At 57.8% G+C, this 26,073-nt stretch carries 25 protein-coding genes and 1 tRNA gene; 19 read left to right on the top strand and 7 right to left on the bottom strand.

Features of this window, described 5'->3' with window-relative positions; genetic code table 11:
* Nucleotides 1-2: 2 nt before the first annotated feature.
* The 3 genes from Q674_RS27250 to Q674_RS27240 form a co-directional block, all read right to left on the bottom strand.
* Entirely contained in the window at nucleotides 3-914 is a 912-nt protein-coding gene (locus Q674_RS27250) for a DNA phosphorothioation-associated putative methyltransferase (RefSeq protein WP_023008401.1), read from the bottom strand.
* Between the two features lie 446 nt (nucleotides 915-1,360).
* Nucleotides 1,361-1,437 (bottom strand) — tRNA-Arg (locus tag Q674_RS27245).
* A gap of 194 nt (nucleotides 1,438-1,631) precedes the next feature.
* Nucleotides 1,632-2,177 (bottom strand): YaeQ family protein, encoded by a 546-nt coding sequence (locus Q674_RS27240; RefSeq protein WP_023008400.1) that lies wholly within the window; start codon nucleotides 2,175-2,177, stop codon nucleotides 1,632-1,634.
* 78 nt (nucleotides 2,178-2,255) lie between these two features.
* On the opposite strand from Q674_RS27240, the gene Q674_RS27235 reads away from it, so the two are divergent.
* The 12 genes from Q674_RS27235 to Q674_RS27180 all read left to right on the top strand — a co-directional run bounded on the left by Q674_RS27235 (nucleotide 2,256) and on the right by Q674_RS27180 (nucleotide 13,829).
* The gene (locus Q674_RS27235; protein ID WP_023008399.1) at nucleotides 2,256-2,621 is read left to right on the top strand and encodes a CidA/LrgA family protein; all 366 of its coding nucleotides are present in this window, start codon (nucleotides 2,256-2,258) and stop codon (nucleotides 2,619-2,621) included.
* Nucleotides 2,614-3,336 (top strand): LrgB family protein, encoded by a 723-nt coding sequence (locus Q674_RS27230; RefSeq protein WP_011783993.1) that lies wholly within the window; start codon nucleotides 2,614-2,616, stop codon nucleotides 3,334-3,336. Before Q674_RS27235 ends, Q674_RS27230 begins: the two co-directional genes overlap by 8 nt.
* Nucleotides 3,337-3,492: 156 nt before the next feature.
* Entirely contained in the window at nucleotides 3,493-5,055 is a 1,563-nt protein-coding gene (locus Q674_RS27225; protein ID WP_023008398.1) for an ABC transporter substrate-binding protein, read from the top strand.
* Between the two features lie 81 nt (nucleotides 5,056-5,136).
* Nucleotides 5,137-6,186 (top strand): ABC transporter permease, encoded by a 1,050-nt coding sequence (locus Q674_RS27220; protein WP_011783995.1) that lies wholly within the window; start codon nucleotides 5,137-5,139, stop codon nucleotides 6,184-6,186.
* A complete protein-coding gene (locus tag Q674_RS27215; protein ID WP_011783996.1) occupies nucleotides 6,183-7,115 on the top strand; it encodes an ABC transporter permease in 933 nt (310 codons plus the stop codon). The genes Q674_RS27220 and Q674_RS27215 overlap by 4 nt, the downstream gene beginning before the upstream one ends.
* Nucleotides 7,116-7,119: 4 nt before the next feature.
* The gene (locus tag Q674_RS27210) at nucleotides 7,120-8,118 is read left to right on the top strand and encodes an ABC transporter ATP-binding protein (RefSeq protein WP_023008397.1); all 999 of its coding nucleotides are present in this window, start codon (nucleotides 7,120-7,122) and stop codon (nucleotides 8,116-8,118) included.
* The gene (locus Q674_RS27205; protein WP_023008396.1) at nucleotides 8,115-9,125 is read left to right on the top strand and encodes an ABC transporter ATP-binding protein; all 1,011 of its coding nucleotides are present in this window, start codon (nucleotides 8,115-8,117) and stop codon (nucleotides 9,123-9,125) included. Before Q674_RS27210 ends, Q674_RS27205 begins: the two co-directional genes overlap by 4 nt.
* Nucleotides 9,126-9,200: 75 nt before the next feature.
* Nucleotides 9,201-10,106, top strand: a complete 906-nt coding sequence (locus Q674_RS27200; RefSeq protein WP_014420322.1) for a LysR family transcriptional regulator — start codon at nucleotides 9,201-9,203, stop codon at nucleotides 10,104-10,106.
* Between the two features lies 1 nt (nucleotide 10,107).
* Nucleotides 10,108-11,397 carry a Xaa-Pro dipeptidase gene (pepQ, locus tag Q674_RS27195; RefSeq protein ID WP_023008395.1) on the top strand — a complete coding sequence of 430 codons (1,290 nt, stop codon included), beginning with the start codon at nucleotides 10,108-10,110 and terminating at the stop codon, nucleotides 11,395-11,397.
* 99 nt (nucleotides 11,398-11,496) lie between these two features.
* Nucleotides 11,497-11,703: a bacterioferritin-associated ferredoxin gene (locus tag Q674_RS27190; protein ID WP_011784001.1), complete on the top strand. Its 207-nt coding sequence runs from the start codon at nucleotides 11,497-11,499 to the stop codon at nucleotides 11,701-11,703.
* A 116-nt stretch (nucleotides 11,704-11,819) separates the two neighbouring features.
* The gene (gene bfr, locus Q674_RS27185) at nucleotides 11,820-12,296 is read left to right on the top strand and encodes a bacterioferritin (protein ID WP_014420324.1); all 477 of its coding nucleotides are present in this window, start codon (nucleotides 11,820-11,822) and stop codon (nucleotides 12,294-12,296) included.
* Nucleotides 12,297-12,476: 180 nt separating this feature from the next.
* Nucleotides 12,477-13,829 carry a phosphomannomutase/phosphoglucomutase gene (locus tag Q674_RS27180; RefSeq protein ID WP_023008394.1) on the top strand — a complete coding sequence of 451 codons (1,353 nt, stop codon included), beginning with the start codon at nucleotides 12,477-12,479 and terminating at the stop codon, nucleotides 13,827-13,829.
* Nucleotides 13,830-13,995: 166 nt separating this feature from the next.
* On the opposite strand, the gene Q674_RS27175 is transcribed toward Q674_RS27180, so the two are convergent.
* On the bottom strand, nucleotides 13,996-15,093 hold the full coding sequence (locus Q674_RS27175; RefSeq protein ID WP_023008393.1) for a phospholipase A: 1,098 nt from the start codon (nucleotides 15,091-15,093) through the stop codon (nucleotides 13,996-13,998).
* 9 nt (nucleotides 15,094-15,102) lie between these two features.
* A complete protein-coding gene (locus tag Q674_RS27170; RefSeq protein ID WP_011784005.1) occupies nucleotides 15,103-15,444 on the bottom strand; it encodes a hypothetical protein in 342 nt (113 codons plus the stop codon).
* 197 nt (nucleotides 15,445-15,641) lie between these two features.
* Between Q674_RS27170 and Q674_RS27165 the strand changes: the two genes are divergently transcribed.
* Nucleotides 15,642-16,055 carry a c-type cytochrome gene (locus Q674_RS27165; RefSeq protein WP_011784006.1) on the top strand — a complete coding sequence of 138 codons (414 nt, stop codon included), beginning with the start codon at nucleotides 15,642-15,644 and terminating at the stop codon, nucleotides 16,053-16,055.
* A 50-nt stretch (nucleotides 16,056-16,105) separates the two neighbouring features.
* On the opposite strand, the gene rep is transcribed toward Q674_RS27165, so the two are convergent.
* On the bottom strand, nucleotides 16,106-18,124 hold the full coding sequence (rep, locus tag Q674_RS27160; protein ID WP_023008392.1) for a DNA helicase Rep: 2,019 nt from the start codon (nucleotides 18,122-18,124) through the stop codon (nucleotides 16,106-16,108).
* Between the two features lie 146 nt (nucleotides 18,125-18,270).
* On the opposite strand from rep, the gene Q674_RS27155 reads away from it, so the two are divergent.
* From Q674_RS27155 to rmf, 4 genes are all read left to right on the top strand, one after another.
* Nucleotides 18,271-20,004, top strand: a complete 1,734-nt coding sequence (locus Q674_RS27155; protein ID WP_023008391.1) for an EAL domain-containing protein — start codon at nucleotides 18,271-18,273, stop codon at nucleotides 20,002-20,004.
* Nucleotides 20,005-20,056: 52 nt separating this feature from the next.
* Nucleotides 20,057-22,381, top strand: coding sequence for a Tex family protein (locus Q674_RS27150; RefSeq protein ID WP_023008390.1), 2,325 nt, complete (start codon nucleotides 20,057-20,059; stop codon nucleotides 22,379-22,381).
* 65 nt (nucleotides 22,382-22,446) lie between these two features.
* Nucleotides 22,447-24,003, top strand: coding sequence for a glutamate--cysteine ligase (gshA, locus tag Q674_RS27145; protein ID WP_011784010.1), 1,557 nt, complete (start codon nucleotides 22,447-22,449; stop codon nucleotides 24,001-24,003).
* Between the two features lie 111 nt (nucleotides 24,004-24,114).
* Nucleotides 24,115-24,330 carry a ribosome modulation factor gene (rmf, locus tag Q674_RS27140; RefSeq protein WP_011784011.1) on the top strand — a complete coding sequence of 72 codons (216 nt, stop codon included), beginning with the start codon at nucleotides 24,115-24,117 and terminating at the stop codon, nucleotides 24,328-24,330.
* Nucleotides 24,331-24,360: 30 nt separating this feature from the next.
* Here the strand turns inward: rmf and fliL are convergent, their stop codons facing one another.
* Complete coding sequence (gene fliL, locus Q674_RS27135; RefSeq protein ID WP_011784012.1) at nucleotides 24,361-24,816, bottom strand: flagellar basal body-associated protein FliL; 456 nt, start codon at nucleotides 24,814-24,816, stop codon at nucleotides 24,361-24,363.
* A 102-nt stretch (nucleotides 24,817-24,918) separates the two neighbouring features.
* Between fliL and Q674_RS27130 the strand changes: the two genes are divergently transcribed.
* Both Q674_RS27130 and Q674_RS27125 read left to right on the top strand, forming a co-directional pair.
* Nucleotides 24,919-25,425 (top strand): disulfide bond formation protein B, encoded by a 507-nt coding sequence (locus tag Q674_RS27130; protein WP_011784013.1) that lies wholly within the window; start codon nucleotides 24,919-24,921, stop codon nucleotides 25,423-25,425.
* A gap of 105 nt (nucleotides 25,426-25,530) precedes the next feature.
* Nucleotides 25,531-26,010: an Rsd/AlgQ family anti-sigma factor gene (locus tag Q674_RS27125; RefSeq protein WP_014420335.1), complete on the top strand. Its 480-nt coding sequence runs from the start codon at nucleotides 25,531-25,533 to the stop codon at nucleotides 26,008-26,010.
* Nucleotides 26,011-26,073 lie beyond the last annotated feature (63 nt).

The following is a 26,073-nucleotide window of genomic DNA, read 5'->3' as shown; positions in this document are numbered from 1 at the left end:
ACCTATGAGAAATCCGGGCTAAAAGGCAGTCCACCCCGAGCATTTGCGTTTTCCAGCATCGCAGACACGACCAAGAATTCTGACGCAAGTTCATAAGCGCTGGTCAGTACGAGGTGACGTTCCTCCGGCACTTCAATAACATTGATGACGAACCCTAGGTTGACGATGTCTGCTGTTTTCTTTTCTACATTGGGAGAATAATAAGGGTCCCATCCAGCTACGTTTATATTGCTATCTTTTAGGAGTTGAACATCGTTGCCCTTGCCGCACCCGTAGTCAAAGACTGACCTCGTCTGATCAAGGTAGCCATATCGCGCAAGGCTTTGCATAGGTGCCGATAGTTGCGTTCGAGTGAGGGCAGTTAAATGTCGGTGAATTTCTGACCCGCTTTCGATGGCTGACAGGTTCTCTGTAGTTTCATTGGCTAGAGGCACCAGGGCGTGCTCGGAAACCTCATAGCCTTTTAGTTTCAAGAGACGATTCCAGTCCTGTAGAAACCCTATTCTGGTCGTATCGTCGAATAAACCGATACTCTCAGCCTCTTTGGTCAGCTCCAAAAACCGTTGAGAATCTGGGTGAGAGGATGGCAGCAGAAGTTCTTTGCGGTGAAGGATGGGGGGATTATTCGACTCTGAATAAACTCTGTATCGGCACTGCCCTGTATCGAGATTAACCTTCCATGACTGTTCGAGAATCGGGAAAGCTTCCTCAAAAAAAGTTGGATAGTTCAGGAAAGATATTTCGGGAGCACTTTCTCGGATCTTAATGACGTTGTACTTGGCTCCTGGAGTAATCCTGGCCTCGGCTTTGCGCACAGCGCTGCGGCTTTCGTCGTCAAGTTCAGAAAGCGCGGAGGTATGTAGATACCTGTAATCAGCGATCCTCTTGCCAATAAACCTGTTTGATTTTTCCACGGGGGGCTGAACCGAATATGCCGAAACCTAGTCTACTAATGGACTAGCGTACACCAGAGGGTGATGAATCTGGAGCCAAGTCGGTCGGAAGAATGGCTTGTATTGGTCTGGGTAATGAATTTTGTGATTAGTGCTTCATTGTCCGAGCCAGCGAGAATCTGTTCTTGCGATGGTTGCGGTTTTTGCTCGGGAAGGTTGTGCCACAGGGTTGGCAGGGTGGAATCGGTGCAAAGGTCTTGAAAGCGAGTGGTGATTCAGAGGTGCAAAATAGCAGGGCACTGCGAGGGCACCATTTGGGCACAGGCGAAAAAATAGAGAAAAATACATGCTTTGAGTCTAGCCGTGCAAAGGTCAGCGATCAAAGCTGAGAGTTAAGGATTACCAAAGTGCGGGTGATATCGATGAGGAGATTGGCCTTCCGGTAACTCATTGATTTGCCAGGTTAATGGCCCGCCCGTCAGGATTCGAACCTGAGACCTTCGCCTCCGGAGGGCGACGCTCTATCCAGCTGAGCTACGGGCGGATTTCAACAAGTTTGGCATGTTTGACCGTTGCCTTCGGTTCCGGATTTTTTCAGTGACCCTTGCCTCCGGAGGGCAACGCTCTATCCAGCTGAGCTACGGGCGCATTCGAAATAACGAGTGCTCGTCAATTTCGAGTGCGCAATCTTACGTGTGCCGGCGGCTTCTGTCCAGCCCCGGCCATTAAGCGTTTCGTTCAGATTCGAGGTAGCCGCTGGTCTGGCGTCAGGTTGACCAGATTTTGCTCGTTGCTGATGGTCACTTCGCCATCCTGGATGCTTACCTGCAAGGTCATGGACCGTTCTGCCAGGGCCGCCAGTGCGGCTGTTCCTTCTACCGGAAGGTCGACAATAGTAAGGTTGCTAAATCTTTCCAGCTTGTTATGGTGCTTGTCCCACCACACCGGCACCGCACGCCCGCCGTAGGTATAGAGAATGACCTGGTTGGCCTTGTTGCAGGCCTTGCGCAGGCGGTCTTCCTCGGGCAGGCCTAGTTCCACCCAGAGTTCGATGTCTCCGGTCAGGGATTTTTGCCAGAGTTCCGGCTCGTCGTCTGTGCTCAGGCCTTTGGTAAATTCCAGGTTATCGTTGGCGTTGAGGGCGAAGGCCAGCAGCCGGATCATCATCCGCTCGTCGGTTTCAGAGGGATGGCGGGCAACGGTCAGATGGTGGTCGGCGTAGTAGTGCCGGTCCATATCGGCGATATGGAGGGTGGCTTTGAAGATGGTGGCTTTCAGTGCCATTGAATGAATAGTCCTGTGGTCTTTGGGCGGGTCAGGGCGTTAGTGTAGAGCATATTGAGCGTGGCGGGGCATAGCAGCATGGTGTTGTTGCGGGGTTTTCTGGTTCTGGTGGTGTTTTTTCTGCTGGGTGAGGCACTGCGGGTACTAGTCGGCCTGCCCATCAGTGGTGGCGTGCTGGGGATGGTGATGGTCACGGCCACTCTGATGTTGAGGGGGCGGGTCAGTGATCAGTTGGCTGAAGCCAGTCGCGGGCTGATCTCGGTGCTGGTGCTGCTGATTTCACCGGGCGTTGTCGGGGTGTTCTTTATTGCCGATCGCTTTGCGGGCCACTGGTTTTCCGTTGCAGTGGCTTTGGTTGCGGGTACCTTGCTGAGTTCCGTGACCACGCTGTGGCTGATGAAGAAAACAGCGGGAGATCGCACCCAGGGGCACAGTCATGACTGAGTTCAACGGACGAATGCAGGAATTGCTGTTGGTCTGGACCACAGGCCCGATGCTTTCCATTGCCCTGACGCTGGCGGCGTTTATGGCGGCAAACTGGTTGTTCGCGAAGGTGGGACGCCCCCTGTGGATGCCGCCGGTATTGATGGCGGCGGTGATTCTGGCGGGGGCTGTGGCGGCCAGTGGTATTGGCTATGAAACCTATCAGCAGGGGGCGCGCTGGTTAACGGTATTGTTGGGGCCGGCGACGGTGGCCCTGGGTGTGCCTTTGTATCAGCAGATGCACCATATTCGCGCGCTCTGGCGGCCAATTCTGTGCACCTTGCCACTGGCGGCCAGTCTGGCGGCTGTCTATGCGGTGGGTATTGCCTGGCTGATGGACGCTCCGCTTTCCATACTGGCGTCGCTGGCGCCGAAGTCGGTTACCGCGCCCATTGCCATGGGTATTGCAGAACAGCTGGGTGGCTCGGTTGCACTCACCCTCGGCGGTCTGCTGATTACAGGCGTACTGGCCTCGGTATTTGTGGACTGGGGTGCCAAATGGATGAAGATCTCCGATGACCGGATGGTGGGTTTTGCCCTGGGGCTTAATGGCCATGCCATTGGCACTGCCCGGGCATTTGAGATCAGCCCCACGGCGGGCGCTTTTGCCTCCCTGGGGATGGGATTGACGGGTGTGTTTACGGCGCTGTTTTTGCCCTTTGTCTTTCCGTTCTGAGGCTGCTGCTTTTTGGGTCATTCACCATACGAATAGGTCCATGTTGCAATTTCGATTGCCGTAAGGGTTTTCCGAGACTAGCTTGTTTGCCAGGCAATCGGTGCCGTCCTGCACCGATGTTCCGTGAAAATTCCTAAAACAGCGACGGAAAACGCGATGAAAAAGATACTGGCAGCTTTTGTTGGCTCCATGGCCCTGGCGTCTGCGCCTCTGGCCCTGGCAGCCGATGCGACCAAAGAACTGAAAATGGCGTACGACGCCGATCCCGTTACCCTCGATATTCATGAGCAGTTGTCTGGCGGCATTCTGCAGTTGTCTCACATGACCTTTGATCCGCTGTTGCGCTGGACCAAAGATCTGGGTTTCGAGCCGCGCCTGGCAGAAAGCTGGGAGCGTGTGGACGACAAGACCATGCGTTTCAAGCTGCGCGAGGGTGTGAAGTTCCATTCCGGTAACGAACTGACCACGGCCGACGTGAAGTTCACCTTTGAGCGACTGAAGGAAAGCCAGGACTTCAAGGCGATTTTCAAACCCTTCAGCGCCATTAATGTGATCGACGATTACACCTTCGAGCTGGTCACCAGCGAGCCTTACCCTCTGCTGCTGAACACCGCCACCTACATTTTCCCGCTGGACAGTGAGTTCTATTCCGGCCAGACCGAAGATGGCAAAGACAAGGACGCCATCCTCAAGCACGGCAACTCCTTCGCTTCCGAGAACCTGTCCGGCACCGGTCCTTACACGGTAACCGAGCGTAAACAGGGCGTGCGTGTCGAGTTCGAGCGTTTCGATGATTACTGGGATACTGAATCTCCGGGTAACGTGGGCAAGATCGTGCTGACTCCCATCAAGGAAAACGCTACCCGGGTATCCGCCCTGGTGTCTGGCGGTGTCGACTTCATCGCTCCGGTTCCGCCCAATGATCTGGACCGCATCAAGCGCGACCGCAACAGCGAACTGGTGACCATGAGCGGCACCCGTATCATCCTGTTCCATATGAATCAGGAGCGGGTTGAAGCCTTCAAGAACCCGAAAGTTCGCCAGGCCATCGCCTACGCCATCAACCAGGAAGGTATTGCTGCCAAGATCATGAAAGGCTTTGCCACGCCGGCAGCACAGATGTCGCCAGCGGGTTACCAGGGCCATAACGAAAACCTGAAGCCTCGCTTCGATGTTGAGAAAGCCAAGCAGCTGATGAAAGAAGCCGGCTATGAGGACGGCTTTACCATCACCATGATGGCCCCCAACAACCGCTACGTGAACGACGACAAGATCGCGCAGGCAGCGGCGGCCATGCTGGCGCGCATCAACATCAAGGTGGACCTGAAAACCCTGCCGAAAGCCCAGTACTGGCCGGAGTATGACAACCGTGCCGCCGATATGATGCTGATTGGCTGGCACGCAGACACCGAGGATTCCGCCAACTTTTACGAATTCCTCACCTTCTGCCCGGATGCTGACAGCGGTGATGGCCAGTACAACGCCGGCAACTACTGCAACCCGGAAATCGATGCCCTGGTGGAAAAAGCCAACGTGGAGACCGACCTGGACAAGCGTGCGGCCATGCTGCAGGAAGTGGAACAGCGTCTGTACGACGACGCAGCCTTCGTACCGCTGCACTGGCAGGACCTGGCCTGGGCCTCCCGCAAGGGCGTGAACATCGAGCCGGTGCTCAATGTCATGAACTTCCCCTACCTGGGCGATCTGGTTATCGAATAAGGGGAGCGTGCTCCCTGAGACCCAACCTCTCTCCCGGTGCGGGAGAGAGGCTTTCACGTATTCATCAACGGTAAATCCTTCATGCTAGCGTTTTTGGTTCAGCGGATATCCCAGGCGCTGCTGGTCATGTTTGTGATCAGCATCATCGCCTTTGCCATTCAGGATGGCCTCGGGGACCCGCTTCAGGAAATGGTGGGCATGTCCGTCTCTGCCGAAGAGCGGGAAGCCATTCGTGAGGAGCTGGGGCTGAACGACCCCTTCCTGGTCCAGTACCTGCGGTTTGCGGGTAATGCCATACAGGGCGACCTGGGCAATTCCTATTTTTACAGCAAGCCGGCGCTGGAAGTGATTGCCGAACATCTGCCAGCCACCCTGGAACTGGTGATCGGCGCCAGTCTGATCATCATCTTCCTGTCGGTCCCCATTGGCGTGTACGCCGCCATCCGGCCCCAGGCCTGGCTGTCCAAATTCTTCATGGGCGTGAGTACGGTCGGTATTTCCATACCGGTGTTTCTCACGGCCATTGTTCTGATTCAGTTGTTCTCCATTGGTGTGACGGTCAACTGGTTTCCGGCCGATACCGGTTGGGGCCAGTGGCTCAACGATTTCTTTACCACCGAAGGTGGGCTGCCGTCCTATGGCCGTGGTGATGACCTGGTGCACCTGTTCGGCACCTGGGAATCCGGCCTGTTTACCAGCGAAGGCCTGGCCCATCTGGTGCTGCCCTGCGTGTCGCTGGCGTCCATTATGCTGCCTCTGTTTATCCGCCTGATCCGGGCAGAGATGATGGAGGTTCTGCAAAGCGATTACATCCGCTATGCCCGGGCCAAGGGTTTGAGCGCGGGCCGTATCAATTTCCTGCATGCCCTGAAGAACACGATGCTGCCGGTGATTACCGTGGGCGGCGTACAGATCGGCATCATGGTGGCCTACACCATCCTGACCGAGACGGTGTTTCAGTGGCCGGGTCTGGGCCTGATGTTCCTGGAGGCCATCACCCGCAGCGATATTCCCCTGATTGTGGCTTACCTGATGGTAGTGGGCCTGATCTTCGTGGTGACCAACACACTGGTGGACCTGATCTACGGACTGGTCAATCCCACCGTCAAACTGACAGGTAAGAAAGCATGACAACGGCAACGGTTTCCCGCTGGGACCGCTTCCGCGAGTCCTTTTTCTGGTACAGCTTCAAACGCGACAAGGTAGCGATTGCGAGCTTTCTGGTGCTACTGGCCATGGTGCTGGCGGCGGTGTTTGCGCCCTGGCTGGCGCCCGCCGATCCCTATGATCTGGCGCAGATCAACATCATGAACTCCGAGCTTCCACCGGTGGGCCTGGACGGCGCTGATCCCGCGTTCCCGCTGGGCACGGATGCCCAGGGCCGGGATCTGCTCTCCACCATACTTTACGGCACCCGGGTGTCGCTGATGATTGGCTTTGGTGCCGTGGTGTTGCAGGCGGCGCTGGGTATCCTGTTTGGCCTGCTGGCCGGCTATCTGGGCGGTAAGGTTGATGCCATCCTGATGCGCATTGCCGACGTGCAGCTGTCGTTCTCTACCCTGATGGTGGCGATCATTGTCGGCGCGGTGTTCAAGGCCAGTTTTGGCAACCTGATGTTCGGTGAGATTGCCATCTACATGCTGATCTTCATCATCGGCGTGGCGGAATGGCCGCAGATTGCCCGTACCGTGCGGGCCTCGGTGCTGGCGGAGAAGAAAAAGGAGTATGTGGACGCGGCCAAGGTGATGGGGTTCGGTACGCCACGCATCATGTTCCGGCACATCCTGCCCAATACCCTGTCGCCCATTTTTGTGATTGCCACGGTACAGATTGCCAATGCCATTATCTCCGAAGCGGCGCTGTCGTTCCTCGGCCTTGGCATGCCGGAAACCCAGCCGTCACTGGGTTCGTTGATCAAATCCGGTTTTGACTACATCCAGAGCGGTTCCTGGTGGATCACCCTGATCCCCGGCCTGGTGCTGGTGGTGCTCGTGCTGGTCATCAATCTGTTGGGTGACTGGTTGCGGGATGTGATGAACCCACGGCTGTATAAGGGGTAACACCATGGCACTGTTGGAAGTGAAAAACCTGGATGTACGTTTCGCGGTGCGCGGTGGCGATCTGACCGCCCTGCGTCGTATCAGTTTCAGCCTGGACAAGGGCGAGCGGCTGGGCCTGGTGGGTGAATCCGGTGCCGGCAAATCAGTGGCGGCCTTCTCTATCCTGAACCTGATTGCCAAGCCCGGTTATATCGCCGGTGGCCAGATTCTGTTTGAAGGCAAAGACCTGGCCGCCATGAGCGAGCGGGAGCTGCGCAAAATTCGTGGCAACCGCATCGCCATGATTTTCCAGGATCCGATGATGACCCTGAACCCGGTGCTCACCATCGGCACCCAGATGGTGGAGGCGATCCTGGCACACCGGAAGATCAGCAAGAAAGAGGCGAGGGCCATTGCCCTGGATCGCCTGCAGAAAGTGCAGATTCCCTCGCCGGAAAAGCGGCTGGACCAGTATCCCCATGAATTGTCAGGGGGCATGCGCCAGCGGGTGATCATTGCCATCGCCCTGCTGTTGGACCCGGAAATCATTATTGCCGATGAACCCACGACCGCCCTGGATGTGACCATCCAGGCCGAGATCATGGACCTGCTGCTGAACCTGTGTGAGCAGGAAAACGTGGCGCTGATGCTGATCACCCACGATCTCGGGGTGGTCTCGCAGGTGACCCAGCGCATGCTGGTCATGTACTCCGGCCGGATCATCGAACAGGGCCCGACCCGGGAAATCATCAACGATGCCCAGCATCCCTACACCCAGGGGCTGATCAACGCGCTGCCCCAGATGGGTGAACCGGGTGCGCGGCTGTTCCAGATACCTGGCTCCATGCCATCCCTGAAGAATGTGCCTTCGGGTTGTCCGTTCCATCCCCGCTGTAACTTCGCCACCGACCAGTGCAAGCGCGCCATGCCGGAATATGTGCGCTCCGGCAACGTTGACGTCGCCTGTTACGAAGTTGCCAACCTGATTGAGCAGGAGAAACGCATGCAGGAGGCCGAATCATGACCTCCCCTCTGGTAAGTATCCGCGGTCTGGAAAAACGTTTTGACCTCTCTGGCAGCTTCCTTGAACAGCTCCGGTTTGAAGGTGGGCGTTTGCGCCGCAAACAGGAAGCGGTGCACGCCATCAATGGTGTGAACCTGGAGGTGCAGAAGGGCGAGGCCCTGTGTGTTGTCGGCGAGTCCGGTTGTGGCAAATCCACCGTCGCCCGCACCGTGATGGGGTTGCTCTCGCCGAGCGCTGGAGAGATCCACTATGGCGGCCGGCGGATTGATAATCTGGAAGGTAAGGCTGCGCTGCCCTACCGCCGCAAGATGCAGATGATCTTCCAGAATCCCTATGCCTCCCTGAACCCGCGAATGACGATTCAGCAGACCCTGGAAGAGCCGATCCGGTTCCACCATCCGGACTGGTCACCGGTTCAGGTACGGGACAAGATTCACGAAGTCATGCATTCGGTGGGTATCGACCCGGACTGGGGCAGTCGCTTTGGCCACGAGTTTTCCGGTGGTCAGCGCCAGCGGATTGCCATTGCCCGCGCCCTGGCGGTGGACCCGGAATTTATCGTTGCCGATGAGCCCATCTCGGCCCTGGATGTGTCTATCCAGGCCCAGGTGCTGAATCTGTTGATGGATGCCCAGGAAAGCCGCGGTCTGACCTACCTGTTCATTACCCACGATCTCGCGGTGGTAGAACACTTCGGTACCCGGGTGGCCGTCATGTACCTGGGCCGGGTGTGTGAGCTGGCAGACACCAAAACCCTGTTCGCCACGCCCCGGCATCCCTATACCCAGGCGTTGCTGTCGGCCATCCCGAAACTCGAGGATGATCGGCCCAATCACATTCGCCTTCAGGGCGAGGTGCCCACGCCGGTGAATCTGCCCTCGGGGTGCGTGTTCCACGGCCGCTGCCCCTACGCCAATGAGCGTTGCCGGCAGGAAGTCCCACAGCTGATCGCCACCGACGGCGGGGCGCAGGTGGCCTGTCACGCCGTTGAGGAAGGGCGTTTGTAACGGCCGGGTGCGCATAGGCTATCATGCCTGCAGCAACGTACCGGTTGTGATCATTGCCAAACCTCAGGGGTTCCCATGGAAATACGCTGGCTGGAAGACTTTCTGGCGCTTGCCCGCACGCGCCACTTCTCACGGGCTGCCGAACAGCAGCACGTGAGCCAGCCTACGTTCAGCCGGCGCATCAAGCTGCTGGAGGAATCCATGGGCACCACCCTGATCAATCGGCAGACTCTGCCATTGTCCCTGACCCCGGCCGGAGAAGTGTTTCAGGAACTGTGTGAACGCATCACCCGGGAGGTCCGGGACACCCGGGACCGGATAGCCGCTCTGGATGCGGAAGCGTCTGCTCGCATCAGCGTTGGTTCTACCCAGGGGCTGTTTTCGCATTTCTATCAGGGTTGGGCGACGGAGATGGGCATTGCCGAGCGCCTTCAACTGAACCTGACCGCCACCAACTGGGTGGGGGAGCAGTTTCTGGATGCCCTGGAAAGCGGCGAATGTGACCTGGTGTTGTGTTACTGGCACCCGGATTTGCCCTGGGGAGATCGCCTGGCCAGTGACAAGTTTCAGTGGCAGACGATTGGCAGGGAAGCACTGGTGCCGGTCAGTATCGCCAATGAGCAGGGCGAGCCCCGTTACCGGTTGCCAGGCACTGATGAACAGCCTGTGCCCCTGATTGCCTACCACAGCCGTGGTTTTTTGCAGTCGGCTATCGACGGGCATCTGCAACGCGGCAAGCTGCCGGCGAATCTTTTGCCACTGAACGAGAATACCCAGTCCGCGAGTATCAAAGCCCTGGTGAAACAGGGCTTCGGCATGGGCTGGCTGCCCAAGCGGATGACGGAAAAAAGCGAACAGTTTGGGCGCCTGGTACGGGCTGGCGATGAGCGCTGGGACGTGCCGCTGGAAATACGTTTGATCCGCCTGAGTGACGCCCGCTCAGACGACATACTGAATCTCTGGAAACAACTGGAAACCTGATATGCCAAATCAAGATATCCTCGACCTGCAGACTGCCCACATCCGTGAGCTGCAGAACCGGTACGAACGGGCCATGGCTGACCACGGTTATGACAGCCTGCTGATTGCCTCGGGCGCGGCGCCCTACCGGTATCGGGATGATCAGGCCTATGTATTCCAGGGCTTCGGCCCGTTTCTGCACTGGACCGGGCTGGCTGGCCAGGAGCACAGCTGGCTGTTGGTTCGGCCCGGCCAGAAACCGGTGCTCTGGCTATACCAGCCGGTGGACTTCTGGCACGCCAACCCGGTGATGGCTGAAGAGCCCTGGCTGGAGGTTGTAGACGTTCGCAGCCGGCAGCAGGCTGGCGCCCCGGAGCTCGATAGCCCGGGGAGGCTGGCGGTAATCGGTGATCCGTTGGCGCTGGAAGGCGTGCCGGGAGATCATAACCCGGCGGCACTGGTGGCAGCCGTGGAAGAAACCCGCGTGCACAAAACTCCGTACGAAATTGAATGCCTGGCACACGCTAACCGGATTGCCCTGGCCGGTCACAGGGCGGCCAGAGAGGCGTTTCTGGCCGGCGACAGCGAATTCGGTATCAGTCTCGCCTACCAGCAGGCCACCGGCCAGCGGGAAGTGGAGGCACCCTATCACAGCATCATCGGTTTGAACGAACATGCCGGCACACTGCACTACCAGTACTACGACCTGCAGCCACCCCGCCGGCCCCGCAGTCTGCTGATTGATGCCGGGGTGCGCTACCGTGGCTACTGTTCAGATATAACCCGCACCACCGCCGGGCCGGATGAGCCGAGATTCACCGCGCTGGTTCACGGGCTGGAGAAACTGCAGCTGCGGCTGTGCGAGATGGTGTCGCCCGGCGTGGACTACGTGGACATTCACCGCAAGGCTCACCTGGGCATTGCGGCCCTGCTATCAGCTTCGGGGCTGGTATCCGGTTTGCCGGATGAAGCCGTGGTGGAGCAGGGCATTACCCGGGCGTTCTTTCCCCATGGTATCGGGCATTTTCTGGGCATTCAGGTGCACGATGTCGCCGGCAAACCGACGCCGTCCCCGGAAGATGCGCCGTTCCTGCGCCTGACCCGCACCCTGGAAGCCGGCATGGTGGTCACCATCGAGCCGGGGCTCTATTTTATTCCATCGTTGTTGGAGCCTTTGCTGAACGGGCCTGAAGCCCAGTATCTGAACCGGGCGCTGATTGATGAACTGAAGAGCTGTGGTGGAATCCGGATTGAAGATAATGTGGTGGTCACAGCGGCCGGGGCCCGGAACTTAACGCGAGAATGCGAATAGTCACTTTTTACTACAAAAACTGACTGCAAAAGGGTTGCAATCCTGTTTGTTAATAACAATAATTATCACTAACTTTAGTGCTGTTAGTGAGAGCGCCCTATGTACGTTTGCCTGTGTTACGGGGTAACAGACAGAGAAATCCGCGAAGCCGCTGAAAGCGGTGTCAGTTCCATGCGCCAGCTCGGCAAGGAACTTGGCGTCGGCCGTCAGTGTGGTCGTTGCGCCTGCACTGCCCGGGAAATTCTGAAAGAGTCCCGGTCACCGGATTATATGGCGCTCGCCAACATGCTGGCGCAACCCGCCTGACCAGGCGGGCCTGTCCACATATTGCAATTGCACCTCTTTCACATCCGTGATTTTTTATTGCCGTTAAACCGACTATCCTTGTGGGTAAACGCTTTCGCGACACAAGGAATCCAGTTATGAAAGGCGACAAAAAAGTCATCCAGCATCTGAACAAGGTCCTCGCCAACGAGCTGACGGCCATTAACCAGTACTTCCTGCATTCGAGAATGTACAAAGACTGGGGTATCACCAAGCTCGCGGCGAAAGAATACGAAGAATCCATCGATGAAATGAAACACGCCGATCAGCTGATCGAGCGAATTCTCTTCCTTGAGGGCCTGCCAAATCTGCAGGATCTGAACAAATTGCTGATTGGCGAGAATGTTCAGGAAATGATCGAGTGCGATCTCAAGCTCGAGCACACCGCGCACACAGACCTGAAAGAAGCCATCATCTACTGCGAGCAGGTTCAGGACTTTACCAGCCGTGAACTGTTCCGGAGCATCCTCGACAGCGAGGAAGAACACATCGACTGGCTTGAAACCCAGCTGGAAATGATTTCCCAGATGGGCATCCAGAACTATATCCAGCTGCAGTCCGCGGCTGCTGAGTAAACTCCCCGGCTTTCCGGCCACCGGCGCACTCTGCGGGCCGGTGGCACGCTCTCTCCACTCTGTTCCCCCTGCCTTTTTCCGGGCGCTTCCCCGATTGCCTGTCGAAACAGGTAGAATAGTCGCCCAGATCGGCCAGATATGCTGGCCCAACGCGGTTAATAAACCACTCCGGAGACTGAAATGGACCTGTCCTGCTTCAAAGCCTACGACCTGCGTGGCCGAGTACCTGACCAGCTAAACCCAATCCTGGCTGAGAAAATCGGCCGCGCCTACGTTGAAATCACCGGCGCCAAAAAAGTCATCGTCGGTTACGACATCCGGCTGTCCAGCCCCGAAATAGCAGAAGCGTTGAGCTCCGGCCTGATGGCGGCCGGCGCCGATGTGTTTGATATTGGCCTGTGCGGCACCGAACAGGTGTACTTTGCCACCAGTCACTACCAGATGGACGGCGGTATCATGGTGACGGCCAGCCACAACCCCAAAGACCACAACGGCATGAAAATGGTGGGCCCGGAATCCCGGCCGATCAGTTCGGACAACGGCCTGAACGACATCCGGGACCGGGTGCTGGAGCCGTTCTTTGACGCCGCAGAGCAGGGCAAATACGAAACCCTGGAAGTAATGAGCGCGTACGTTGACCATCTGCTGGGCTACATTGATGCAGGCTCACTGAAGCCCATGACTATCGTCTGTAATGCCGGCAACGGTGGTGCTGGCCTGGTGATCGACGAACTGGAACAGCATCTGCCGTTCGACTTCATCAAGGTTCATCACGAAGCCGATGGTCACTTCCCGAATGGTGTGCCCAACCCGATCCTGCCGGAAAACCGGTCCGCGACTGCCGATGCCGTGCTCCAGAATGGCGCCGCCATGGGCATTGCCTGGGACGGCGACTACGACCGCTGCTTCTTCTTCGACGAAACCGGCCGCTTTATCGAAGGCTACTACATCGTCGGTCTGCTGGCGGACCAGTTCCTGCGCAAGACCGGTGGCGGTAAAGTCATTCACGATCCCCGCCTGACCTGGAACACGCTGGATCTGGTTGAAGCTGCTGGCGGCGAAGCCATCGAAAGCAAGACTGGCCACGCCTTCATCAAACAGAGAATGCGCGACGAAGACGCCGTCTATGGTGGCGAAATGAGTGCCCACCACTACTTCCGCGACTTCGCCTACTGCGACAGCGGCATGATCCCCTGGCTGCTCGTGGCCGAGCGCCTGTGCCAGAGCGGCCAGACCCTGTCATCCCTGATCGACGCCCGCATCGAAGCCTACCCGGCCAGCGGTGAAATCAACCGCACCATCAGCGATCCCCCGAAAGTCATCGCCGCCATCGAAGCCAGGTACGGCGTGGGCGCGAAATCCGTCAGCCATGTAGACGGCCTGAGCGTGGAATTCGACAACTGGCGCTTCAACCTGCGCATGTCCAACACCGAACCGGTGGTTCGCCTGAATGTTGAGACCCGTGGAGATAAAGCGTTGATGGAAGCGAAAACTGAAGAACTGCTGGAAGAAATGAAAAGACTTAACGTTTAAAAGGCTGGCAGTGTTAGAAGGCCCCTGAAGTTTGTGGGGCCAGGGTGGCGGTACCCCCTTCTGGAACTGTGCGGAGCCAGGGATGGCGGAGCTCAAGCGTCACAAGGATGTGCCGAAGGAGCGTGTTTCAGAAGGGGGTACCGCCATCCTGGTCTTGCACCAGCGCCTAGAGCCAGTCATTCAGCATAATGCCAAACCCGACCCGCTCAATCCGCTCGTTATAGTCAATCAGGCTCTCCCCATAACCGTTGTAATACTGGAAGAACCCCTTCAGCGTATCCCCCATGGGAAAACTGTACCCAAACTCCACCGACGTCCGGTTATCCGACCTCAGATTATTCAGCAGCTTCAAAGAAAACGTCCGATCTTCCGTCAGCTTGTAAACCGCGTGATAACTGGCGTGACCCAGATAGCTCTCTATGTCTTCGTTGTCGTCGCTGCTGCTGTTTTCCGGCAAGCGATACCAGGGCTGAACCATAAACAGCCAGCGATCCACACTATAGGCAACGGAGCCCATAATCCGGTTCCAGCTCCGGGACCGTGGGTCAGACTGTCCGTTTGACTGGTGATTAAAGCCCACCGACACCGCACTGAGCGTACCGGGACCGAGATCCCAGTTCAGGGCGTGCCTGAAAAACAGCTCCGGCTCATAGTTGGTCTCCCGGAAAGGCGCCGATTCATCCTGGTTGTAGACCTGCCAGAAGGATTTCTGGGTGTAGCCAAACCAGAAGGTTGTGCGGTCGTCGAAAATGCCCGTCAGCAACGGAACCTTGAAGCTGATCTGGTACTTGGCTTCCTCGTTTTCCAGGTTGTAGTCATAATCGATAGCTCCCAGTCGCGGGCTTGAGGGCAAGGCATTGGGGTCGTCCACCCAAGTGATCGGCAGAATGTAATTGGGCTGATGAGTCACGAAACTGCCGGTAAACGAGAAGATCGCCCGCTCGGCAGAAAGATAGTTATCCACCAGCGCGGCCATCACCCCGTCATCAGGATCGTCTTCCAGCGCATTGCCCACGATCTTCTCCCGGGTTTTCTTGTCAGCCACCAGCTCCTCTGCATCCGCCTCGGCCTCTTCCAGCTGCTCCTCGCTGGCCCGGTCCCGCTCGGCCTGAGGGTTATACTTGGCGTCATAGCAGGCCAGCCGTTGCACACCTTCCTTGATCAGCGCGCAGTTAACATCGGGTTCCTCTGGCCGATCCTGGGCAACAACCAGATTGGCCGTGCCCAACAGAATCAGGGGTAGCAGCTTGAGGCTGGGGGTCATGGGGGCTCCTTATTGGGCGGTACTCAGGCTTATCCAGGTGTTGGCAATGCCGTAAATCCAGACCCCAAGCAGGGTGAGGGTCAGCAGGGCGAAGATCGCGCGATGGCGGGGGCGGCGCTGGTCGTTCGCCGAGGCGACCCAGCGTAGATACATCAACCCGATAAAACTCAGAAAAACGCCCAGGCTGGCAAACGCCGGAATCAGCAGCCAGCCGGCAGAAAGCGGGGTGCCATCGCTTGACTGGTTGCTGAACCAGGCCATCGAGATCAGCAGTACCGCCAGGCTGGAAAACTCCAGGATCAGTAAGGTTTTTCGGCGCTTGTCCGGGGTCGTCTGTTGCTGTTGGTTCATGCGGCGACTCTGGGTTTGAGTGAATGAACGCTATGGTAACCGGAATCCATGGCAAAGGAGCTACAACCTACGAAACTGTCATTAAAATGGTTGAAATCAAATTCTGATTTTGCTCTCTGGTTTTTTTGCGGGGGCTCAATCGCTATAATGCGGCGACCGAAAGATTATAACGCTCAAATGCGAGGTGCATTGTGAAGATGAAGAGAGTCCTGGCTGTTGTTCTGCTTGGTTTTGGCCTGGCCGCCGGCGCCGCAGTGGCAAGTGTTGAAGACGAAATCCGCGAGCGCATCAAGCCGGTGGGTGAAGTGTGTCTGCAGGGTGAAGAGTGTGGCGAGGCTGCTGCACCTGCTGAGACAGCCAGCTCCGGCCCGCGTTCTGGCAGTGAAGTCTACGACGCCGTGTGCATGGCGTGTCATACCACCGGCGCAGCCGGCGCTCCCAAGATCGGTGATACCGCTGCCTGGGCTCCGCGCATTGAGAAGGGTATCGATACCCTGATTGATCACGCCATCAATGGCTTCAATGCCATGCCGGCCAAAGGTGGCTGTGCCAACTGCCCGGATGAGGAAATCACCGCTGCCGTTGAGCATATGGTTGAGCAGAGCAAGTAAGCAATCTGTAACGACCTGACAAACCCCGCCCCGAGCGGGGTTTGTTGTTTCTACAGGCCCAGATCGCCAATCAGGGCGCTGAGAGTCGCCTTGCCCTTTTTCTGGTTCGCTTCTTTGTCCTGGTCGCCCAGTCCTTCCCATTTCACATCCTCTTCCGGCAACTCATCCAGAAAGCGGCTGGGAATGGTCTCCAGTTTTTCCCCGTATTGTTTTCGGGAAGCCGCGTAAGTCAGCGCCAGGGTTTCCCTGGCCCGGGTAATGCCCACGTACATCAGGCGGCGCTCTTCTTCAATGTTGCCTTCCTCGATGCTGCTGCGGTGCGGCAGAATCTCTTCCTCCAGGCCCATAATGAACACATGGGGAAACTCCAGCCCCTTGGAAGCGTGCAGAGTCAGCAACTGAACCTTGTCGCTGTCGTCTTCCTCTTCCCGCTGCTCCATCATGTCCCGCAGTACCAGCTTGGCGATGGCGTCCTCAATGCCGATTTCGTCGGCGGTGCCCTTGCCGTCGTCCAGCATGCGCTGGATCGACTCCACCAGGTACCAGATGTTCTCCATCCGGCGTTCGGCCTGTTTCGGGCTACCGGAATGCTGGTGCAGCCACTCTTCGTACTCGATGTCTGTGAATAACTGTTTGATGACCGGGATCGGGTCTTCCGAGAACAGGCGCTCGCAGATTTTGTCGACCCAGTGGGCGAACCGTCTCAGTCGGTCCAGACCTTTCTCGGTGACGTGGGTTTCCGCCCCCATATCCCCCAGGGCCTTGAACAGACTGACATTGCGTGACCGGGCATAGTGACTTAACTGTTCCAGGGTGCGCGGGCCAATCTCCCGGCGCGGCACGTTCACCACCCGCAGGAAGGCCGCATCGTCGTCCGGGTTGATCATCAGCCGCAGGTACGACATCGCATCCTTGATCTCGTTCTTGGAGAAAAACGACTGACCGCCAGAGATTCGGTAGGGTATCTGGTAGGCCTGCAGTTTCATTTCCAGCAGCCGTGCCTGATGGTTGCCTCGGTAAAGGACTGCGAAATCCCTGAAGTCGAGGCCGTTTTTCAGCTTCTGATCGAGGATCTCGGTGGCCACCCGCTCGGTTTCGGCATCTTCATTGCGGCAGCGGATGATGCGGATTTCCTCGCCTATGGTGTGGTCACTCCACAGCGCCTTCTCGAACACGTGGGGGTTGTTGGCGATCACCGTGTTGGCGCAGCGCAGGATCCGGCTGGTGGAGCGGTAGTTCTGCTCCAGTTTGACGATCTTCAGGCTCGGGAAGTCATCTTTCAACTGGGCCAGGTTCTCCGGCCGGGCGCCGCGCCAGGCGTAGATGGACTGGTCGTCATCGCCCACCACGGTAAACGCCGCCCGCTCGGCCACCAGCTGTTTTACGAGCTCGTACTGGCACACGTTGGTGTCCTGGTACTCATCCACCAGCATGTAGCGGATTTTCCGGCGCCACTTGGCAAGCACTTCCGGGTTGTCCCGGAACAGCTGCACCGGCAGCAGAATCAGGTCGTCGAAATCCACCGCGTTGTAGGCTTTCAGGTATTCGTTGTAGTGCTTGTAAACGATGGCAATGCGCTGCTCACGCTCGTCTGCCGCTTTGCTGTAGGCCTCCGCAGGGCTGCGCATGGCGTTTTTCCAGGACGAGATGGTCATCTGCACATCGTTCAGCTCGTCGCCGGCCTCGGCGCTGGCTTCGCGCATCATCAGATCCTGCAGCAGCGCCTTGGCATCTTCGGCGTCGAAAATGGAGAAGCCTGGGTGGTAGCCCAGGTGGGTGTGCTCCTCCCGGATCATGTTCAGGCCAAGATTGTGAAATGTTGATACGATCAGGCCCCGGGTTTTGCCCCGGTCGACAATGCGGCCCACACGCTCTTTCATCTCCCGGGCGGCTTTGTTGGTAAAGGTGACGGCGGCAATGTGTCGCCCCGGGATGCCGAGCTCCTCAATCAGATAGGCAATCTTGCGGGTAATCACGCTGGTTTTGCCGCTGCCGGCACCGGCCAGCACCAGCAGGGGGCCGTCGGCGTAGCGTACCGCTTCATGTTGTCTGGGATTGAGCTTGTTCACAGTGTTGGTGCCAAAGGGGAACGGGGCATGGGTTTTTAGCGTCTGGCTATTCTACACCAGGCCAGCATGCTGTACCTTGCCGATCTATCAGCTATTCTTTATGTAATGGACTACGCTGTTCTGTACCGACATATGGATCTCGCCAGATGACACTGCCCACCGACACCAGGCCTGATTGTTTGCGCCTTCTGGTGCTGACACCGGAATACGCCGACTATCTCTGGTTCAGCGCCATGCTCGCGGATGATTCCGAAATCTGCAGTGACGCCACCTGGTGCCCGGATCTGGTGGACTGTGATGATCTGATTTCCAACGCCAGCTTCGATGTGATCGTGTGGGACTGCGTGTTCCATGGCGGCTCGGAAGCGTCGTTTCTGCAATATCTGTCGGTATCCAGTGAGGACAAACCCATTCTGGCCATGAGCGCCGAATCCTGCGGAGAAAAAGCCCGGTACCTGGTTGAAAATGGTGCATCGGACTATCTGAGCCGCCGTGAGTTAGATCCCTGGAATTTCCGACGCTCCATCAAATGCCTGTGGTACCGCTCCCAGCTCACGCAGTCGGCAAATGGCCAGCTTGGCCGTGAAGTGGCCACCGGCTTCATCAACCGGGACCTGTTCTTTGATCGGTTACAGCAGGCGGTGCTGAGGGCTGAGCGGGCGAATCATCGCCTGGCTCTGTTGCACCTGAATATCGATGATTTCCGTAATATCAACGAATCCTTTGGTTACCAGAAGAGTGATCAGCTCATGCTTCGGCTGGCGGAGCGGCTCCGGCAGACGTTGCGACGGGTGGACTCGTTGATGCGCATCGGTGGTGACGAACTGGCCATCATTGTCGAGAAAGTGGAAGACTCGCTGGATATCGCCCAGATCATTCGCAAGGTGGTCTCGGCGCTGGACGAGCCGGTGATGGTGGATGGCCAGAATGTGGTGGTCAGCGCCAGCCTGGGCGTGGCCACCTATCCGGAGGCCGGTGACAGCCCGGAAGAGCTGCTCCGGCGGGCTAACCGGGCGATGTTCGAAGCCAAACGCGATCCGGGCACCAGTTACCGGTTTTACGACCGGCAGCTGCATATTTCCGCGGGCTATCAGCTCCGGCTCGAAGCCGACCTTCGCAATGCCCTGCGGGGCAAGGAACTGGAACTGTATTATCAGCCACGGATTGACCTGGCGACTGAGGAGGTACGCGGGGTCGAGTGCCTGTTGCGCTGGAATCACCCGGAGCGCGGCCTGGTGGGCCCCGATGAGTTTATCCCGGTGGCCGAGCGCAGTGGCCTGATTGTGCCCATCGGCTACTGGGTTATCGAGCAGGCCTGCAAGCGCTTGCAGGAATCCACCGAGCTGGGCTTTCCCGGACTGGTGTTCGCGGTCAACCTGTCGTTCCGGCAGTTCCACGATCGCAAGATGACCGAAACCATCTTTCGTATCATCTTCAATGCCAACGTCGATACCAGCCTGCTGGAACTGGAGCTGACCGAAAGCGCCATGATGCACGACCCGGAATACGCCCAGCGCTGCCTGCGGGAGCTCAATCAGCTGGGCATCAGTTTTGCGCTGGACGATTTCGGTACCGGCTTTTCCTCCCTGAGCAATCTGCAGCACCTGCCAATCTCGCTGGTGAAGATCGACAAGTCCTTCGTTCAGGAACTGGGCCAGTCTGCCGATGCCGAGCATATTATCCGGGCCATTATCAGTCTGGCTCACAGCCTGCAGATCAGCGTGGTGGCCGAAGGGGTGGAAACCGAAGGCCAGCTGGAATTCCTGCGCCAGCAACACTGCGACGAAATCCAGGGCTACTATTACGCCCGCCCGATGCCCTGGAACGATCTGGTGCAATTCATGAACCGCCAGAACCAGTCCGCTTGCCTGCAGAAGTAAGCCGCTGTACCTTTGCGCATTAATTCCGAATGCGATACCAGATCGAGGCAGCATGAACAGTATTTCCCGGCGCATTGCCGAAGAGCTCGGCGTACGTGAACAGCAGGTTAATGCCACCGTTACCCTTCTTGATGAAGGCGCTACCGTTCCCTTTATTGCACGCTACCGAAAAGAAGTAACGGGTTCCCTGGACGACAGCCAGCTGCGGACTCTGGAAGAGCGGTTGCGCTATCTGCGTGAGCTGGAAGACCGCCGGGGCACCATCCTCAACAGCATTGAGGAACAGGGCAAGCTGACCGACGAGCTGCGGGCCTCCATCGAAGCTGCCGACACCAAGAACCGCCTGGAAGACCTTTACCTGCCCTACAAACCCAAGCGCCGCACCAAGGCGCAGATTGCCCGGGAAGCAGGCTTGGAGCCGCTGGCCGATACCCTCTACGACGATCCCACCCAGGATCCGGAAACCGTCGCTGCCGGTTACCTCAATCCGGAAGCCGGCGTTGAGGATGTCAAAGCCGCTCTGGACGGTGCCCGCTACATTCTGATGGAGCGTTTTGCCGAAGATGCCGAGCTGCTTGGCGCCCTGCGCGATTTCGTCTGGCAGGAGGGCCAGCTGAAAGTCACTGTGGTGGAAGGCAAGGAAAACGAAGGCGCCAAGTTCCGGGATTACTTCGACCACGTTGAACCGCTGAGAAAAGTTCCGTCGCACCGGGCGCTGGCCATTCTTCGGGGCCGCAATGAGGGCATTCTGGCCTATTCGATTGTTATGGGCGATGCTGAGGAGGATCGCCGTCAGACCCATCCCGCCGAGCAGCGAATTGCCGCCCACTGGCGCATTCGGGATAACGGCCGGGCCGCCGACAAATGGTTGTCGGATGTGGTGCGCTGGACCTGGCGCGTGAAGTTGTCGACACAGATTGAAACCGATCTGATCGCCCAGGTGCGTGAAGCGGCTGAAACCGAAGCCATCAACGTTTTTGCTGCCAACCTGAAAGATCTGCTCCTGCTCGCTCCGGCAGGTCCGCGGCCAACGCTGGGGCTTGATCCCGGCCTGCGTACCGGGGTCAAGGTGGCGGTAATCGACGGCACCGGCCAGGTAGTGGATCACGGCGCCATTTTTCCCCATGCGCCCCAGAACAAATGGGATCAGTCCATTGCCCAGATGGCAGCCTGGTGTCAGAAGTACAAAATTGAACTGGTGGCCATCGGCAACGGTACCGCCTCCCGGGAAACCGAGAAACTGGTGGGTGACCTCTGCAAACGTTACCCCGAACTGAAGCTGGCCCGCATTGTGGTGAATGAGTCCGGGGCATCAATCTATTCCGCCTCGGAATTTGCCTCCCGGGAACTGCCGGATCTGGATGTCACCATCCGTGGTGCGGTGTCCATTGCCCGCCGTTTGCAGGATCCGCTGGCCGAGCTGGTGAAAATCGAGCCCAAGTCTATCGGCGTGGGGCAGTACCAGCACGATGTGTCCCAGGTACAGCTGTCCCGTAGCCTGGATGCGGTTGTTGAGGACTGTGTAAACGGCGTGGGCGTGGATCTGAATACCGCGTCGGTACCGCTGCTCACCCGGGTGTCTGGTCTGAATCCGAGCATTGCCCAGAACATCGTGGATTTCCGGAACCAGAACGGCAAGTTCACCAGTCGCAAACAGCTGCTGAAGGTGTCTCGATTGGGTGATCGCACCTTTGAACAGGCTGCGGGCTTCCTGCGTATCGCCGGGGGCGAAAACCCTCTGGACCGGTCATCCGTGCATCCGGAAGCCTACGGTGTGGTTGAGGCCATTGCTGAGCGTAATGGCAAGAAGGTGGAGGATATCCTTGGCGATTCCGCGTTCCTGCGCAGTCTGAACCCACAGGACTACGTAACCGAGCAGTTCGGCCTGCCCACCATCAAGGACATTATCTCCGAGCTGGAAAAACCGGGCCGGGACCCGCGACCGGAATTCCGCTTTGCCCATTTCGAGGAAGGGGTGGAAACTCTCAACGACCTCAAACCCGGTATGGTGCTGGAGGGCTCGGTAACCAACGTCACCAACTTCGGTGCCTTTGTGGATATCGGCGTTCACCAGGATGGCCTGGTGCACATCTCGGCCTTGTCCCATACTTTCGTGAAAGATCCGAGAGAAGTGGTCAAGGCCGGTGACATCGTCAAGGTCAAAGTGATGGAAGTGGACATTCCCCGTAAGCGGATTGGCCTGTCCATGCGTATGGATGACCAGCCGGGGGCGGACAACAAGCCAGCCCGGGGCGCAGACCGGAACTCTGGCCGCAGTGCAGGGCGCAAACCTCAGGCCGGCCAGGGCGCACCTCAAGGTGCCATGGCTGGCGCTCTGGCCCAGGCTATGGCCTCTGCCCGTAAGAACGGCCGTTAACCCCTTCCACTGATTCACAGCCGTTACGTCTCACAAGGGCGTAACGGCTGCAACAGGAGCTCAACATGGCACAATCCCGCCACTCCCTGTTCCAACAGTTTGCCGCCAGTGACTGGGACGGTTTCCTCAAAGGGGTCGAAAAGGAAGGCCTGCGCGTCGATGCCAATGGCTTCATTGCCCAGACTCCACATCCGGAAGCCCTGGGCTCCGCACTGACCCACCCCCGTATCACGACCGACTACTCGGAAGCCCTGCTGGAACTGATCACGCCGGTCTTTGACAATACTGAAGCCATGCTGGCCTCGTTGCGGGATATACATCGGTTCGTCCAGCAGAACCTGGATAACGAAGTGTTCTGGGCCGCGAGCATGCCCTGCGAGATTGACGGCGATGCCAGCATTCCCATTGCCGAGTACGGCAGCTCCAACACTGGCCGGCTCAAGCATGTGTATCGTCAGGGTCTGGCGGTGCGTTATGGCCGGATTATGCAGAGTATTGCCGGCGCCCATTACAATCTTTCCCTGCCGGACAGTTTCTGGCGCAAATGGCAGGAACTGGTGGGCAACAAGGATAGCCTCAGGGATTTCAAATCAGACCAGTACTTCTGGCTGATCCGGAATTTCCGCCGCCGCAGCTGGTTGCTGATGCTGCTGTTTGGCGCCTCGCCGGCACTGGATGCCAGTTTTGTGGCCGGCGTCCGGCACGACCTGGCACGGTTCGATGATCGCACCTGGTTTGGCCAGCACGCCACGTCTTTGCGCATGGGGGATCTGGGTTACCACAACAATGCCCAGGCCTCGCTGAATATCTGCTTCAATGAGCTGAGCACTTATACCCGGACACTGGATCGCGCCATCCACACCAACTGGCCAGCGTATGAAGCCATTGGCACCCGGCGCAATGGCGAGTTTGTCCAGATCAATACCAATGTGCTTCAGATTGAGAACGAGTACTACAGCGCGGTACGTCCCAAGCGCACCACCGAGCGGGGTGAAAAGCCGATCCAGGCTCTGGATGCCCGGGGTGTGGAATACATTGAGGTGCGTTGTCTGGACCTGGATCCGTTCTCGCCGGTGGGCGTGAACCGCGAGCAGATCGATTTCCTCGACCTGTTCCTGCTGGATTGCCTGCTCACCGATTCTCCCCGTATTGAAGACGATGAGTGCGAACGGCTTGATGACAATTACAAGGACGTCGTCGCCAGCGGTCGCCTGCATTCACTCAGTCTGTGCCGGGGTGGACAGCGTGTGCCTGTGGGCGAGGCCGCCGTTGAATGGCTGGAGCGCTTGCAGCCCCTGGCAGAGCTGCTGGATGGCTGGAATCATAGCGATACCTACAGGTCGGCGCTGGCGGCTCAACGGTCGAAACTCGAGGGCAATGATTGGGCGGTGCCTTCCGCTCGAGTGCTTGAGGCCATGGGGCAGTCAGGCCTGGGCCATCGCGACTGGGTGCAGGCGATATCCCGTGAACACCAGCAAACCCTGAATTCGGAGCCACTGGCACCGGAGGTGCTGGCGGACTTCCGTGCCATGAGTGCGCAGTCCCTGGTCGAGCAGAAAGAGCAGGAAGCTGCGGACAGTCAGCCATTTCCGGAGTTTCTGGAGGCCTACCTGAAATCCTGACGCCGCTTGCGTCACGTCCGGAAAGGGACGTGACGCACAGAACCGGCTGTCCGGTTTGCTGGATCTGTTACCTGCTGTTACTTTCTATTACATCAGGTAAGGAGGTGGCCCATGGCAACGGATATCAAGCTCGGCTGGGATGTAGAAGCATTGAACAAGGCCTACCGGCAGGGATACATGGCCGGAGAGATGGGCATGGACAAAACCCGCTGTCCATACCGTGGTGAGGTCATTATTGCCGCCTGGGAAGCCGGTTGGGATGATGCCGGTCAGGCCCGGAAACAGCGCCCGCAACAGGATGATGATCTGTTCTCACGCATCGCCTGATCCGGTGCCACCGCCCGGTGGACGCCGCAACTAGCGCTGAACCACAAACTCGGTAAACAGCACTCCGGTAATGGTCTCACCGGTTTGCTGCTCCTCCAGCACTCCGTTTATCCGTTTGGTTGCTTCTTCCCGCAGCGCCTGCTGGCCGTCCATGGAAGACAATTGGTCAAGATCCGTCTGCTCACCAAACAGCATCACCAGTTCGTGCCGTAACCTGGGCATGTGCGCTTCTACCGCCGGCCGGGTGGTTTCGCGGGAGGCCCGAATGGTTACGGAGGCTTTGAGATAGGCCACTTTCGCATCCGGTTTGCCGACATGGGTGACGAATGCCGGTTCCATGGCGATATAGTCGGTTACCCCCTTCACTTCGGTTTCTTCATCAGCTTCCTCGGCCATGGTGGGCAGGGAAGGCATCAGTGCGCACAGGGTCAGTAACAGGGCCGGCGTCAGTTTTCTGAGAATGGTCATAGGCTTGGCGTTAGTCATGGGTTAGGATTGGTTCAGTGTTTCATGGCACGCTGGTTTTTCTCTGAGAATATCAGGCCATGGAAGCTTGTGCAGTCCACATCATGATTCCGGGGTAGCGTTTTGACAAGCAGATGGATATTCGGGTTGGTATTTCTGGTGTGCGCCGGGTTGCTGGCGGTGGCCTTTTACATGGAGCACGTGATGGGTCTGGAGCCCTGCCCGTTGTGCTGGTTGCAGCGTTTCGGATTTATGGGTGCGGGGCTGGTCAGTCTGTTGGCGTTTCTGCACGGACCCCGCGGGTTCGGCAACCGGGTCTACGGGCTGTTACTGATTGTTGCCGCTGGCGCTGGTCTGGCGGTGGCGGGGCGTCAGCTATGGTTACAGAGTCTGCCGGCGGACCAGGTGCCTGCCTGTGGCCCTTCGGTTGATTACATGCTCGAGGTACTACCCTGGTTTGAAGTGCTGCAAACCGCATTGAAAGGCACTGGTGATTGCGCCGAAGTGGTCTGGCGTTTTCTCGGTCTGAGTATCCCCGGATGGACCGCGGTCTTTTTCAGCCTGTTGATTGTGCTGGGGCTGTTTGTGATGCTGCGACGCTATTCTCCCCGGGACTGGTTGCAGAGCTGAAACAGTTGCGGCTGACCATGACCATGGGGTAACTTGAATCCAACATAATAATTATCAAGACTAGATCCAGAGAGCTGGCGGATTGACCGAGGGGAGACAGGCGTCATGTTGGAGAATTGCCGGAATGCCAGGGAACGTTGGGGTGGTGTCAGCGAGCTGATTGATCGCTGGCTGAAAGAGCGCCAGGAGCTTCTGGTTCAGTATTGCGAGTTGTCTGGAGAAAGCGATTTTTCCCAGACTGATGCCCTCCGCGAAAAATTTGTCCGCCTGTGCGAAGTGCTGGTGGATTATGTTTCGGCCGGTCACTTTGAAGTCTACGAACAGCTGATTCAGGAGGCCCGTGAGTTCAACGACGGCGGCCTCGAACTGGCAGCAAAGCTCTATCCCCGGATCGAGCAAACCACGGAAGTGGCATTGAACTTTAATGATCGTCTGGATGGCCGGGAGCTGTCCGAGGTCGACGTCAGGGAATTGTTCAACGAGCTGTCACGGCTTGGAGAAGTGCTGGAGTCGCGCTTTGAGATGGAAGATTTCCTGATTGAGAATCTGCATAACGCCCATGCGGGCAAGGTGGCTTCGGCCTGATTGCCTCTACCCGGAACCGCATTACCCGCAATAAAAAACCGGCTACAGAAATGGCGCCGGTTT

The organism is Marinobacter sp. EVN1, from assembly GCF_000475375.1.
Lineage (GTDB): Bacteria > Pseudomonadota > Gammaproteobacteria > Pseudomonadales > Oleiphilaceae > Marinobacter > Marinobacter nauticus.
The sequence above is the reverse complement of the archived record's forward strand: the minus strand, read 5'-3'. Positions and strand labels throughout refer to the sequence as shown.